This window comes from Shewanella xiamenensis, assembly GCF_024971755.1.
Taxonomy (GTDB): domain Bacteria; phylum Pseudomonadota; class Gammaproteobacteria; order Enterobacterales; family Shewanellaceae; genus Shewanella; species Shewanella xiamenensis.
This window is the reverse complement of sequence record NZ_CP079718.1, coordinates 3,358,344-3,372,088: the sequence shown is the minus strand read 5'-3', so window position 1 is coordinate 3,372,088 and position 13,745 is coordinate 3,358,344. Positions and strand designations below refer to the sequence as shown.

At 47.4% G+C, this 13,745-nt stretch carries 9 protein-coding genes; all 9 read left to right on the top strand.

What is annotated here, in order from left to right; genetic code table 11:
- Positions 1-228 precede the first annotated feature (228 nt).
- The 9 genes from KXJ80_RS16065 to KXJ80_RS16025 all read left to right on the top strand — a co-directional run bounded on the left by KXJ80_RS16065 (position 229) and on the right by KXJ80_RS16025 (position 13,648).
- Positions 229-1,278 carry a 3-oxoacyl-ACP synthase III gene (locus tag KXJ80_RS16065; RefSeq protein WP_011717598.1) on the top strand — a complete coding sequence of 350 codons (1,050 nt, stop codon included), beginning with the start codon at positions 229-231 and terminating at the stop codon, positions 1,276-1,278.
- A 157-nt stretch (positions 1,279-1,435) separates the two neighbouring features.
- A complete protein-coding gene (locus KXJ80_RS16060) occupies positions 1,436-2,398 on the top strand; it encodes an alpha/beta fold hydrolase (RefSeq protein WP_109285297.1) in 963 nt (320 codons plus the stop codon).
- Positions 2,398-4,224, top strand: a complete 1,827-nt coding sequence (gene oleC / locus KXJ80_RS16055; RefSeq protein ID WP_218738322.1) for an olefin beta-lactone synthetase — start codon at positions 2,398-2,400, stop codon at positions 4,222-4,224. Before KXJ80_RS16060 ends, oleC begins: the two co-directional genes overlap by 1 nt.
- 141 nt (positions 4,225-4,365) lie before the next feature.
- Entirely contained in the window at positions 4,366-5,493 is a 1,128-nt protein-coding gene (gene oleD, locus KXJ80_RS16050) for a 2-alkyl-3-oxoalkanoate reductase (RefSeq protein ID WP_218738323.1), read from the top strand.
- Positions 5,494-5,564: 71 nt separating this feature from the next.
- Positions 5,565-5,804, top strand: coding sequence for a DUF3624 domain-containing protein (locus KXJ80_RS16045; RefSeq protein ID WP_099457876.1), 240 nt, complete (start codon positions 5,565-5,567; stop codon positions 5,802-5,804).
- A 472-nt stretch (positions 5,805-6,276) separates the two neighbouring features.
- On the top strand, positions 6,277-7,254 hold the full coding sequence (locus KXJ80_RS16040; RefSeq protein WP_218738324.1) for a TerC family protein: 978 nt from the start codon (positions 6,277-6,279) through the stop codon (positions 7,252-7,254).
- A gap of 167 nt (positions 7,255-7,421) precedes the next feature.
- Positions 7,422-8,951 (top strand): hypothetical protein, encoded by a 1,530-nt coding sequence (locus tag KXJ80_RS16035; RefSeq protein ID WP_218738325.1) that lies wholly within the window; start codon positions 7,422-7,424, stop codon positions 8,949-8,951.
- A 249-nt stretch (positions 8,952-9,200) separates the two neighbouring features.
- Complete coding sequence (locus tag KXJ80_RS16030; protein ID WP_047538528.1) at positions 9,201-10,079, top strand: ABC transporter ATP-binding protein; 879 nt, start codon at positions 9,201-9,203, stop codon at positions 10,077-10,079.
- A gap of 11 nt (positions 10,080-10,090) precedes the next feature.
- Entirely contained in the window at positions 10,091-13,648 is a 3,558-nt protein-coding gene (locus KXJ80_RS16025; protein WP_218738327.1) for an ABC transporter permease/M1 family aminopeptidase, read from the top strand.
- Positions 13,649-13,745 lie beyond the last annotated feature (97 nt).

The following is a 13,745-nucleotide window of genomic DNA, read 5'->3' as shown; positions in this document are numbered from 1 at the left end:
CTTGCTTGTTTTTTATGAAGTATTTCTTTATTAGTTCATTTTGAATTAACGGATAGGCGGCATGATCTGCACAAGGGCTTATAAGCTCTGTGAGACAAGTCTAAGACGAAAGATGGTTTTTTATTGAATCATCGGGCTTTTCTTGTTCAAATGTCGCCTTAATGACAAATAACAACTAAAAACTGACCTAAAAGATCAGTGATCTTAGTGAGCGAATAAAACAGTTTCATGAAATATTCCCGCGTATTTATTAATAGCCTTGCCTATGAACTGGCACCTGTGGTGGTTTCCAGTAGCGAGCTAGAATCTCGCCTCGCGCCTCTATATCAAAAATTTCGCATTCCTATGGGGCAACTTGCGGCGTTGACGGGTATTACCGAACGCCGTTGGTGGCCAAAAGGGCATCAATTATCCGATGGAGCGATTAAAGCGGCGCACAAGGCGATTGCAGAAACGGGAATAGAAGTCGCCGAACTGGGTGCAGTGGTGTACACCGGCGTGTGCCGTGACCAACACGAACCCGCCACCGCCTGCCGGATTGCGGCGGCCTTAGGTGTGTCAAAGGACACGGCGATTTACGATATCAGCAATGCCTGTCTTGGGGTGTTATCGGGCATTTTAGACATTGCCAACCGCATCGAGCTTGGGCAAATTAAGGCGGGCATGGTGGTGTCCTGCGAATCGGCGCGGGATATTGTCGATGTGACCATTGATAATATGCTGGCCGATCCGACCATGCAGAATTTTGCCCAGTCGCTGGCGACCTTAACCGGCGGCTCAGGCGCGGTGGCGGTGATCCTCACCGATGGCAGTTTACCGCTGACGAACGTGCGTAAGCATCAGTTACTTGGCGCCTCCCATTTATCTGCGCCGCAGCACCACCAACTGTGTCAGTGGGGCTTGCAGGAAGTGGGGCACAATATTTACCGTGAGTTTATGCGTACCGATGCGGTGACCTTGCTCAAAGAAGGAGTCGAGCTGGCGAAACATACGTGGGAGCATTTCCTCGCGCAGCGGAATTGGTTGGTTGAACAGGTCGATAAAGTGATCTGTCATCAGGTCGGCGCTTCAAACCGTAAACAGGTCTTGAGTGCGTTAAATATTCCACCTGAAAAAGAATTCCCAACATATCAACTGCTTGGCAATATGGGCACAGTCTCTTTACCCGTCACTGCGGCCATGGCACACGATCAAGGCTTTTTACGGCCAGGGGATCAGGTGAGCTTTTTAGGTATCGGCAGTGGTTTGAACTGCATGATGCTGGGTATTAAGTGGTAGTTTTCCAAGATTGTTATCTGCCTTAGCCAACGCTTGAGCGCAAGGTTTGCTAGGGCATTTTTATGCTTATTGGTTTAGCGATGGGCTTAGGTTAAGGCAAATGAGCCGCAACCTTCCGCCAATACAAAAACAATTAGAACAAAAGATAGGAAGCGTCATGTTAGACACTCTGTTGCCGTTTAAACGTCATTTTCTCAGCCGTAATGGCAACAAGCTGCATTACATCAATGAAGGCCAAGGTGAGCCTGTGGTCATGGTGCACGGTAATCCAAGCTGGAGTTTTTATTACCGTAATCTCGTGAGCGCCCTTAAGGATACTCACCAGTGCATCGTGCCCGATCATATTGGTTGTGGCCTGTCGGATAAGCCGGATGACAGCGGTTACGATTACACCTTAAAGAATCGCATTGACGATTTAGAGGCGCTGCTCGATAGCCTAAAGGTAAACGAAAACATTACCTTAGTCGTCCACGACTGGGGCGGCATGATTGGCATGGGCTACGCGGCGCGTTACCCTGAGCGAATTAAACGTCTGGTGATTTTAAATACTGGCGCCTTCCATTTACCCGAGACTAAGCCTTTACCGCTGGCGCTGTGGATCTGCCGCAATACGCTGCTTGGCACTGTGTTAGTGCGTGGTTTTAATGCCTTTTCATCGATTGCCTCCTATGTCGGGGTAAAGCGTCAGCCGATGTCCAAGTACATCCGCGAGGCCTATGTCGCGCCGTTTAACTCATGGGCAAATCGGATTTCGACCCTGCGCTTTGTGCAGGATATTCCGCTAAAACCGGGTGACAGAAACTATCAACTGGTGTCGGATATTGCCGCTAGTCTGCCAAAGTTTGCCAAGGTGCCGACACTGATTTGCTGGGGTTTACAGGACTTTGTGTTCGATAAGCACTTTTTAGCCAAATGGCGCGAACATATGCCCCATGCACAGGTGCATGAATTTGCCGATTGTGGTCACTATATCCTCGAAGATGCGAGCGATGAGGTGATTACCCATATCAAACACTTTATGGCTGAGGCGCAAACGCAAGAGCCTGAAGTGCAGCACGTTGAAACGGTGCTGGTCACCGAGCCTGAGGTAGAGACTCAAGCGCCACAGGCCGCACATTAATGGTTAGGGTGGAGGATGCGCATCTCGGCCATGGGATATCTGCCGTCGAGCAAGCAAGCGATGCCAATATTTGTCGGCATTTAAAGCAGGCCGCCCATCACATACCCCATCATCTCGCGGTTGCGGTGCAACAGGGCAAGGGTAAATCCCTTGCCAATCTGACTTACCAAGAACTCGACTTTATTAGCCTCGATAAACAAAGCGATGCCATCGCCTTCGCGCTCAATGCCCATGGGTTGACGCGGGGGATGAAGGCGGTGCTGATGGTCACCCCGAGTCTGGATTTTTTTGCGTTAACTTTCGCCTTGTTCAAGGCGGGGATTATTCCCGTGCTGGTTGACCCGGGCATGGGGATTAAAAACCTTAAGCAATGTTTTATTGAAGCCGCGCCCGATGCCTTTATCGGTATCCCTAAAGCCCATATCGCCAGACGCTTATTAGGCTGGGGTAAGGGCAGCGTGCAGCATCTTATCAATGTCGATGGCAATCCCAGCGGGCTTGCTGGCACGCTATCGCGCTTACTCACGGGCGCGCCAAGTTTAGCGACGATTCTCTTATCAACAGCTAAGTCATCTGCTACTCAGTCGCCTGTGGTTAAATTGCCGGAACAGGGCGACTACCCGATGGCGCTGCTTAGGCATGACGAGATTGCGGCGATTCTGTTTACCAGTGGCAGCACGGGGACGCCAAAAGGCGTTGTCTATAGTCACGGCATGTTTGAGGCGCAAATTCAGGCGCTAAAGCAAGATTATGGAATTGCACATGGCGAGCGTGATTTGGCGACATTCCCGCTATTCTCCCTCTTTGGTCCGGCGCTCGGTATGGCATCGATTGTGCCTGAGATGGATGCCAGCAAACCAATTACGGCCAATCCTGAATTTTTATTTGCCGCCATTGAGAAGTACCAATGCAGTAATATTTTTGTTAATCCGGCCTTACTTGAACGTTTAGGCCGCGCCGGTGAGCAAACCGAATCGAAAAAGCAGCACAAACTCAGCAGTGTGAAACGCGTGATTTCCGCTGGCGCGCCCGCGACCATTGCCTCGATTGCCCGTTTTAGCAAAATGCTCAGTGACGGCGTGCCTGTACTCAATTCCTACGGAGCCACCGAATCCTTACCCATCAGCATGATCGCCAGTGACGAGCTATTTACCACGACTCAAACCACGGACAATGGCGGTGGGATTTGTGTCGGCCGCGCCATCGATGGCGTGAGTATCGAGATTATCGCCATCACTGAAGCTGATATTCCTGAGTGGGATAATGGCCTGCGTCTTAACGCGGGGGAAATTGGCGAAATAGTGGTAACAGGCCCTATGGTGAGCCAGTCCTATTATCGCCGCGAAAAGGCAACGACGGCGGCTAAAATCTGGGACCGCGAGCAGCAAACCTTCAGGCATCGCATGGGCGATCTTGGCTATCTGGACGACAGTGGCCGGTTGTGGATGTGTGGCCGCAAAGCCCATAGAGTGGATGCCACCCAAGGCGGGCAGTGTATTAAACGTTACTATTCCATTCCGAGTGAGCGTATTTTTAATACCCATCCGAATGTGAAACGTTCGGCATTAGTGGGGATTAAAGTGAAGGGGCAAGATGGCGTGAGTGAGATTGAACCACTCATCTGCATCGAGCTTGACCAATCCTTGGTGTGCAATAAGAGCGTGCAGCTGTATCAAGAGTTGATGGCGATTGCCGAACAATATAGCCAAACTCAGGGAATTCGGCGTTTTCTCATTCATCCCGATTTCCCTGTGGATGTGCGCCACAATGCCAAAATATTTAGAGAAAAATTAGCCATTTGGGCGCAATCGCAAACCAAAGGCTGATTTCAATTTAGCTCATTTTTAACTTAAATAGGGTCGAACTTTCGACCGTTTGTTCGTGGCACGTTTGCCGCGAGTTGTGCCTTGTTGCACTTAATCACTGAATTGAATACTAAGATGACACTCACTGTCACGGAATGCGATATGACTGACAATCCTGCTGTTCTTCAAGCCGATGCGACACAAACTGGCCGTGGCGATAACCTCGCTCAAGCAGGCTTTGATCCGCGTGAGCAAGCCGCGCTTCATGCCTTGGCGGCTAAGGTCAACCATGCCTTTGTGACCGGCGCGGGCGGATTTTTGGGTAAGGCCATTTGCCTACGTTTGGTCGCGGCTGGGATGAAAGTTACTGGTTTTGCCCGTGGCCATTATCCTGAGCTTGAAGCCCTTGGTGTGACTATGGTACAGGGGGATTTAGCCAATCCTGAGCAAGTCAAACAGGCGATGCAGGGCTGCGATATCGTGTTCCATGTGGCCTCAAAAGCGGGTGTCTGGGGCGACAGAGACAGTTATTTTTGCCCGAATGTGAAGGGCGCCGCAAATGTGATTGCCGCTTGTAAAGCGCTTAAAATCAGTAAACTAGTTTATACCAGCACCCCTAGTGTGACCTTTGCGGGTGAGGATGAATCGGGTATTGATGAATCGACGCCCTACGCCAGCTGCTTTTTAAATTATTATGCTCATTCCAAGGCGATTGCAGAGAAGATGATGCTCGATGCCAATCAAGCATCGATAACCGCATCGGCGTATGCCTTAAAGACCGTCGCCCTGCGGCCGCATTTGATTTGGGGACCCAATGATCCGCATCTGGTGCCTCGGGTGCTCGCCCGTGGTCGTTTAGGTAAGCTCAAGCTGGTGGGGCGTGAGGATAAACTGGTCGATACCATTTATATCGATAACGCCGCCTATGCCCATATTCTGGCGGCCGTGGAGCTTTGCCAAGTCTCGCCTAAGTGCCAAGGGAAAGCCTATTTTGTCAGTAACGATGAGCCTGTCACTATGGCCAAGATGCTGAACCTCATCCTAGCCTGTGATGGGCTGCCGCCTGTGACCGCGCGCGTGCCACAGACCCTAGCCTATGTGGTGGGCGCTGTGTTAGAAACTGCGTATCGATTGCTGAATAAGCAAGAAGAGCCGATCATGACGCGCTTTGTCGCTAAACAGCTTTCCTGTAGCCATTATTTCGATATCAGCGCGGCAAAACGGGACTTTGGCTATCATGCCTTAGTGTCGATAGAAGAGGGGATGAAGCGACTTAAGGCATCGCTCTAGTGCTTATTTAGCACTGGGCTGGCAGGGTGATATCCTATGCCACCACGGTAACCTAATGGATTAAAGCGTTAATGGCCTGCGACGATTGTAATACTTCGATTTTTCGGCAAAAGATTGGCCGCTGCAAACGCTGCATGTGGCAGTTGACGCTGCTATCGCTTATCGGTTGGCCTTTGTGGTGGTACCTCTACAGTGACGCTCCTCGAGAGGTCAACTCCATCGCCTTACTGTTTTTCTGCTCAGCCTTTAGTGGCCTGTTGTTACTGCATCTTGTGGTATTAGTCGCGCGCCGTCTGCTCGGGCGTGAGTAGTTTTTCACTTCCCATCGAATCTCCTTTTTATCCTTTGTGGTGAGTGATCACACTCGCCATTTACGCTATTTCAAACGGCCATGCTTGCCCGCGAACTTTTTCATTTTCGCTTAATGCTCAAGTGTTACACAGTGCGCTGAAACAGCTCGCTTTTTATCGTCTTAGCGAAAAATACTGTCGATTGGTGCTGGCTAAGGCGTGATGAGTGATGAGCTCACGCGATTATTTTACTCCGTGATCCCGTGAGTGCTAGGGCTAGGCTTAAATCTGAACTGAGTACCATAAATACTCTGATGATAAGGGTTCGTGTAACGAGTTTTTTTGGCTGATAAGTATGGATTTAAACAAATTTTAATCTGACATTTTAAGGTTTTTACCCTGTTTCACTGTTTTTGGTATCGCCAAGTACTAAGATCTAATATGGCGATGGAGCCGAGAAAACTCGGTATTTTTTTAGGTTTTAGGGAGTGTTATGGAGTTTTTAACCACGCTATTTGTGGGTTACCCGATATGGGTTTGGTTAATGTTTTTTGGCTTTGTGTTGGCATTGTTAGCCTTCGACTTAGGTGTGCTACACAAAGAGCAGCACGAAATTACCGTGGCAGAGAGCCTTAAATTATCGACCTTTTATATCTGTATGGGTCTGTTGTTCGGCGCTTGGTTATGGTGGTATAAGGGCTCGACTGCGGGGATGGAATATCTCACGGGTTACCTTATTGAAAAGTCCTTATCTATGGATAACGTCTTCGTTATCGCGCTTATTTTCAGTAGCTTAGGCATTCCCCGTTTATATCAACACCGAGTGTTATTCTGGGGGATCATGGGCGTTATCGTGCTACGAGCCATTATGATTGGTTTAGGCGCGGCGCTGGTAGCGCAATACCAAGGCGTGTTGGTGTTATTCGGCCTGTTCTTGATTTTCACCGGTGTTAAGATGCTCTTTTCCGATGATGAGCATGGAGATATCCAAGATAATAAGTTTTACAAATGGTTACGCTCCAAAATGCGTTTTACGCCAAGCCTTCATCAAGAGAAGTTTTGGGTAAGGGGAGAGGAGCATCAACTCAGCAAAGGCTGGTGGGCAACGCCTCTGTTCTTGGCGTTGATCTTAGTCGAAACCGCAGATCTGGTGTTTGCGGTGGACAGTATCCCGGCGATTTTTGCGATTACCCAAGATCCATTTATTGTCTATACCTCTAATATCTTTGCTATTTTAGGTCTGCGGGCATTGTATTTCGCCCTCGCGGCCATGGTGCATCGCTTCGAGTACCTCAAGTATGCGCTATCGGTCGTGTTAGTGTTTATCGGCGTGAAAGTCGGACTGGTGTACTTTAATCACGAAGGCATTGTGGACTTTAAAATCCCAACGGCCTTATCCCTTGGCGTCACCTTCGGCCTCTTACTGGCTGGGGTACTATTCTCCCTGTGGAAGACGCGCGAGCAGAAGTAAGCCTAATTACTTTGGTATGTCTCAAGGCCATTTAGCCCATGCTAAATGGCCTTTTTAGTCTCTGTGGAAGGTAAAATCGTGACATGAAAAATTAGTCTATGCTTAATTGGCATTGCTATGGTGCGGTGCAAACACTAAAGATGACTAATACTTTCAAGGATGAAGCGATGAAACTACCTCTTGCGAGTTTATTGATTGGCGCTTTGCTGGGAGCCAATGCCCACGCCGCTGGAACTCAAACCAGCCAAACACTAGCCGCTTCAAGCTCCACGTGTACAGGGACTTACCCGAGTTACTTTCAAGACCCTGCTTTTACCAAAACGGGCATGTGGGATAATCAAGTGATCATCAATCAGGCCTATCCTGGCTGGAAGGGGCCAATTTTTCAGTTAAGTGATGCCTACTCAGCAGCCAAAGCCGATCAGGAAATGCCATGGCTCAAGTTCAATCCCTTCGATAAAAATCTCTCAGAAAAGGATAAGAATACCCAAGCGTGGAATTATCTTTGGGCCGTTATGCAGTATATCCAAGCGGGCAATATCGACAGTGGTGACGTCAATACCGACTGGGATCTGTGTAATAACAAGGTACGTGCTTGGTACCATATTCCTTATCAAACCTACGATCCTATGAGCGGACGCGAATTTATCCATGGATTAACCCGTGAAGCCCCCGTCACTATGGCGGTGAAAGATCAAGGCGATATAAAAACCACCATGTGGGCTGTTGGCTTTTATAACCCACAGGCAGCTGGCAGCTTGGCTAAGGTGTGGACGGGGGCTGCTGCGCCTGTGATGCCCCAAGCTAACTTTGCCTTTAATGAAGGCAGTGTGATTGGCAAATTGCTGTTTACCACGGCGACGCCCAATAATTACCCCTTCTTAGAGAATGTGCCTGTATGGCAAGCCAATATCAGTTCGAGTGATTTTTGTGAGTGTAAAAATGCCGATGGTAGTGCCTGTAGCTTCCAGCAAGAAACAGAGCAATGTCCACGTTCGGTCGCCGATGTTTACTTGCTACAGTTTGATATAGCAGTACGTGACAGCCGCTCGCCAGTAGGCTGGGCCTATGGCACCTTTGTGGCCGATGGCCAATTTAAGGCAAAAGAAAAAAATCCGTGGAATCGTATTTCACCCCTTGGGCTTATGTGGGGCAATGATACCCCTCCTGTAAACGTAGGTGCAGCTGCTTTTCCACAAAATCCGGTTTCAGGCCTTAAAGATAGTGCGGTGTTTCAAGAGGTGGTTGGACGATTAAATGAGAAAACCAATGCAGGACATCTAGGTTGTAATGGCAGGTTAAACGGCCCAGCGGATAATGCGTTAAGTAGCTGCCTATCTTGCCATCAAACGGCTTCTGTACCCGATAGCAGCAACAATACCCCAGCGATTATGTACCAATTTGCTTCCTACCAAGAGCCTGGAAGCGGTCAATGTATGACGACGCCGAGTAAGCTCGATCTGGCTATCGACCAAGTGTACTTTAAGTCCTTCCAATGCTCTGAATCCTTCAATGGTCCTAAAAATATTGTGCCACTGCCACAATATGCGCAGGGACAAACACAATGGATCTCCACGGATTTCTCTTTGCAGTTGAGTATCAGTCTGACTCAGTGGCAGGAATGGCAACAGGATCAGGAAAATCTGAAGAAGAATATTAAAGTGCGCGTGTTTGATGGCACGCTGCCTTCCCGTTAACACGTGATTTATGTAAGGAATTGTATTTAGCGTTTGCTATAGGGATAAACTTACATCATTGACTATTATCAGTCATTTCAATATTGAAGGGCCTATTTCGGGCCCTTTGCTTTTAATTCTATTGATTGTTTCTCTTTGCATTATTTAGTTAGTCATTCGGTAAGTGCATGAATACATTAGTAACTGCTGTTTTGGTTAATTATTTGTGATAACTTGGCGTTATTTTGAACATAAAAGCAAGAGGGAAGCATGCTAACAATTACTGATTTAACCAAAACCTATGATAACGGCGTTAGGGCGCTCGATGGGGTTAACTTAACTATTTCGAAGGGTATGTTTGGCCTACTAGGACCGAATGGAGCGGGTAAATCCTCTTTGATGCGAACTATTGCTGCACTTCAAAGTGCTGACAGTGGCAGCATCGTTTTCGACGGTATTGATGTCTTAGCGGACCCACAGGCATTGCGTAAAACCTTAGGTTATTTACCACAGGATTTTAATGTTTATCCGCGAATTAGCGCCTTTGACTTATTGGACCACCTAGCGGTGTTAAAAGGCATCAATCAGAGCAAGCAACGCAAAGAAATCGTGGAGGGCTTATTGGCTCACACTAACTTATATCAACATAAAAATAAGGCGGTAAGTGGCTTTTCCGGCGGTATGCGGCAACGTTTTGGGATTGCCCAGGCGTTACTTGGCGATCCTAAATTATTGATTGTTGATGAGCCAACCGCAGGGCTCGATCCTGAAGAGCGCAATCGTTTTCACAATTTGTTAGTGAGTTTGGGCGAGGAAAAAGTGGTTATCCTCTCAACTCACATTGTTGAGGACGTGTCGGAGCTCTGCCCGAATATGGCGGTGCTAGCCTCGGGAAAAATCCTATTACAGGGAAATCCGCAGCAATTAGTCAGTGAGTTAACTGAGAAGATTTGGACTAAAACCGTTGATCAGGCTGAAGCGCAACAACTTGAGAATGTATTGCCGGTCATCTCAAAACGATTACTTGCCGGTCGAACGGTATTAAATGTGATGGCTGATACATGCCCTGAAGGGTTTACGCCAGCCGCTGCGGGGCTTGAGGATTTGTATTTCTCAACCTTGCACAGCCATCGCCATCAGGCAGCTTAAGGAGATTCCCTATGCTGTTATCTATGTTGAGATTTGAGTGGCGTTATTATTTGCGTCAGCCATCATTTTACGTTGTTTCTTTTTTATTGTTTTTAATGAGCTTTTTATCAGTTGCCTCCAATAATATTCAAATTGGTAGCGGCGGTGAAGTGTTGAAAAATAGCCCTTTTGGTATTAGCCAAACCTTGCTCATCATGGGGCTTATCTCTATGTTTGCTGTTGTAAACTTTGTCGGTAGCACCGCCATTCGTAATCATCAGCATTTAATGGAGGAGCTGATTTACAGTAAACCACTATCGCCTTTCGCCTATCAATTTGGGCGTTTTTTAGGCAGTTTTATGGTAGTGCTTGCCGTATTCGCCTTTGTACCAATTGGCTTGATATTAGGTTCATTTATGCCTTGGGTTGACGGGAGTCGCTTTGGCCCCTTTGTCCTTAGCCACTATTTGATCCCTTATTTGCAGTTATCGGTTCCAAGTTTACTGCTTATCTCATGCCTATTTTATGCCATGGCAAGCCGTTTCCGATCTTTGATGGCCTTATATTTGACGGCCGTGGCTATGTTGGTGCTTTACACGCTGACAGGCGAAATGGCGAGCCAACCGCAGTATCGTACTATCGCGGCATTACTCGACCCCTTTGCACTGCGTACCTTCGCTGAAGTGACCCGTTATTGGACGATTAGTGAGAAGAATCACCAGTTACTCGAGTTGTCAGGACTCGTGCTACAAAATCGAGCACTGTGGCTTGCGATCGCCTGCGTATTACTGGCTTTGTCAGGGATTTTCCGCCAGCCCACATTAACGAAAAAGCGCGATAAAAAATCCACCAAAGTTGAAAAGATCCCTGAGTTAGTCCCTTTATCTAGACTATCGACTCGCACTGAAATCAACGCGCGCTTGCAATTTTGGACTCGGGTTAAATTTGAGGTGAAGCAAGTGCTGTTTACTGCCCCCTTTTTGGTACTAGGGGTGTTAACTGTATTCAACTTAGTCGGCCCAATGTTTGATGATTTTGGATGGTACGGTACCTCTAACTGGCCTTTAACGCAGGATATGGTGGATAACATTGCCGGTGCGACCGGATTATTAATGGTTATCGTACTGATTTATTACAGCGCTGAAATTGTCTGGCGTGAACGCACCTCTGGCATGGGGGACATTGTTGATAGTGCGCCTGTGTCTAACTTGAGTTTTTGGGCCTCAAAATTAGCCGCCGTGCTGATTGTGATGACCTTACTCTATATGCTCGCGATGGGCACCACCATAGTGTTTCAGCTGATTAAAGGGCAAAGCAATTTAGAAATATCCCAATATCTGATCCGCCTTGGATTTTATTACCTGCTGCCTTTGCTGATGACCTCAGTATTAGCGTTTTTCCTTCAGGTTCTTAGCCCAAATAAATACGCAGGTATGGGGTTGTTTGTCGCCTATTACCTGACCACCTTTGTGATGGCAAATTGGGGCTTTGGCCATAGTTTGTATAACTTTGGTCAATCACCCAGCGTCAGTTACTCAGATATGAACGGTTATGGTTGGGGCTTACTCAGCCATAGTTTGTATATGATTTATTGGGGCGCCTTTAGTGTCTTGTTGTTTGTCTTAGGCTATGGATTGTACCACCGTGGGCCACAGCAAAGTCTTAAAACCCGATTAGGATTATTAGGTTATCAACTTGGCCACAATGGCAAGGTGATTATAGCGGCGGCTCTGGTGATCTTTGTGGGCTCTGGCAGTTATTTGTTTTATCAGACCAAGGTGCTTAATCACTACCTTACCCAAGATGAAACCACGGATTTACAAGCTGATTACGAAAAGACGTTCAAACAATATCAAGGCATGCCTATTTTAGTGACCACTCGGGTTAATGCTAATGTCGATATTTTCCCTGAGCAGCGCAAAATAGCCGCTAAGGTGATGTTTGAATGGCAAAATAAGTCGGATAAGCCGATTGAAAAGATGCTAGTGCAGTTCCCCGAGCATACTCAGGCTGAAACGGTAAAAATCAATATTCCGAATACGCACCTTGGCGAGTTTGATCGCCGCTATCGCAATGCGTGGCTGACGTTTTCAACGCCTGTGCAGCCAGGACAGTTGGTGGTGGGGAATATTGAATTGGTGCGTGAGTCTACCGGGGTTGCCGAGTCAGGTTTTGATTTATCCGTGGTAGAAAATGGCACTTTTATCAATAATTTTGAGTTGCTACCGCTGTTTGGCTACCAAGACAGTTTTGAGTTGATGGACCGCCATGAGCGCCAAAAACGTGGGCTGGCAGAAAAAGATCGCGCCAATAAGCTTGAGGATAGCCGTTTCTATCAGCAAAACTTTTTTGGGGTAGATGGCGATTTCATTCAATTTGAAGCCACCATTTCAACCAGTGCGGATCAAATTGCCCTCGCGCCAGGTTATTTGCAAAAGCATTGGCAGCAAGATGGTCGCCAGTACTTCCATTATTTAATGGACAGTCCAATGGTGAACTTCTATGCCATTATCTCCGGTCGTTACCAAGTTGAAAAGGTTGAACATAATGGGATTGCTGTAGAGGTCTATTACCATGTGGATCATCCTTGGAACGTAGCTCGGATGGTGGAGTCGGTTAAGGATTCAATCGATTATTACACCGCGGCATTTGGCCCGTATCAGCATAAGCAAATGCGTATTATGGAGTTTCCTAGATACCGAAGTTTCGCACAAAGTTTCGCGAATACCGTGCCTTACTCCGAGCGTATTGGCTTTATTACCGACTTACGCAATGAGGATAATATTGACCCTGTATATTATGTCACTGCCCATGAAGTCGCTCACCAGTGGTGGGGACACCAAGTGGGGGCTGCGGATGTTCAGGGCAGTGCGGTGATCTCCGAAAGTCTGTCACAGTATTCGGCGCTGATGGTGTTAGAGCATAAGTATGGCGATAAAATGATCCGCAAGTTCTTGAAATATGAGCTTGATCGCTATCTGCGTGGCCGTTCATCAGAGCCGATAAAAGAACAGCCGTTATTGCGTAGTGAAAACCAGCAATACATTCATTACCAAAAAGGTTCTGTGGTGATGATGGCTATTAAGGATGTGTTGGGTGAAGCTAAGCTAAACGCTAATCTCAAAGCCTTCTTAACTCGCTATCAGTACCGTAATGATCCTTTCCCTACCACAGTAGATTTGGTGAACTATCTCAAACAGGGAGCTGATGATATTCAGTCGCGGTTTATTGATGAATCCTTTAATGAGATTACGCTCTATGATTTGCGATTAACGAATGCAGTGGCAACGGTTCTGCCCAATGGCAAAACGCAAGTTGAATTAACTATTTACGCGAGTCGTAAAGTTGCCAGTGGTAAAGGTGAAGAAACCGAGCAGCCTTTGGATATGCAGGTTGATATCGGGGCATTTAGTGTCGACCCAGATAAGCTAAAAGATGAAAAGCAAATTTTGTTGCTTGGAAAACATCATTTAGTTAGTGGCGAAAATAAGCTCACTCTCACGTTGGATGAAAAACCAAGCTATGTCGGTGTCGATCCCTTTGTGAAATTGATTGATCGCGACGCGAGGGACAACATCTTTAAACTGTAAATGGCTAGGGCGTGTTGACGTTTCGAGATTAGATTTTGTTCGTTCTGGCAAGCAAGGGCTTGCCAACCAAACCCTGCTACAAGGGGCAATATTGAAT

What these genes read in the sequence shown, in the direction of transcription:
- KXJ80_RS16040 (WP_218738324.1), top strand. Translation starts at nt 6,277, where the DNA reads ATGGAGTTTTTAACCACGCTATTTGTGGGTTACCCGATATGGGTTTGG.
- KXJ80_RS16045 (WP_099457876.1), top strand. Translation starts at nt 5,565, where the DNA reads ATGGCCTGCGACGATTGTAATACTTCGATTTTTCGGCAAAAGATTGGC.
- KXJ80_RS16065 (WP_011717598.1), top strand. Translation starts at nt 229, where the DNA reads ATGAAATATTCCCGCGTATTTATTAATAGCCTTGCCTATGAACTGGCA.
- oleC (WP_218738322.1), top strand. Translation starts at nt 2,398, where the DNA reads ATGGTTAGGGTGGAGGATGCGCATCTCGGCCATGGGATATCTGCCGTC.
- oleD (WP_218738323.1), top strand. Translation starts at nt 4,366, where the DNA reads ATGACTGACAATCCTGCTGTTCTTCAAGCCGATGCGACACAAACTGGC.
- KXJ80_RS16030 (WP_047538528.1), top strand. Translation starts at nt 9,201, where the DNA reads ATGCTAACAATTACTGATTTAACCAAAACCTATGATAACGGCGTTAGG.
- KXJ80_RS16035 (WP_218738325.1), top strand. Translation starts at nt 7,422, where the DNA reads ATGAAACTACCTCTTGCGAGTTTATTGATTGGCGCTTTGCTGGGAGCC.
- KXJ80_RS16025 (WP_218738327.1), top strand. Translation starts at nt 10,091, where the DNA reads ATGCTGTTATCTATGTTGAGATTTGAGTGGCGTTATTATTTGCGTCAG.
- KXJ80_RS16060 (WP_109285297.1), top strand. Translation starts at nt 1,436, where the DNA reads ATGTTAGACACTCTGTTGCCGTTTAAACGTCATTTTCTCAGCCGTAAT.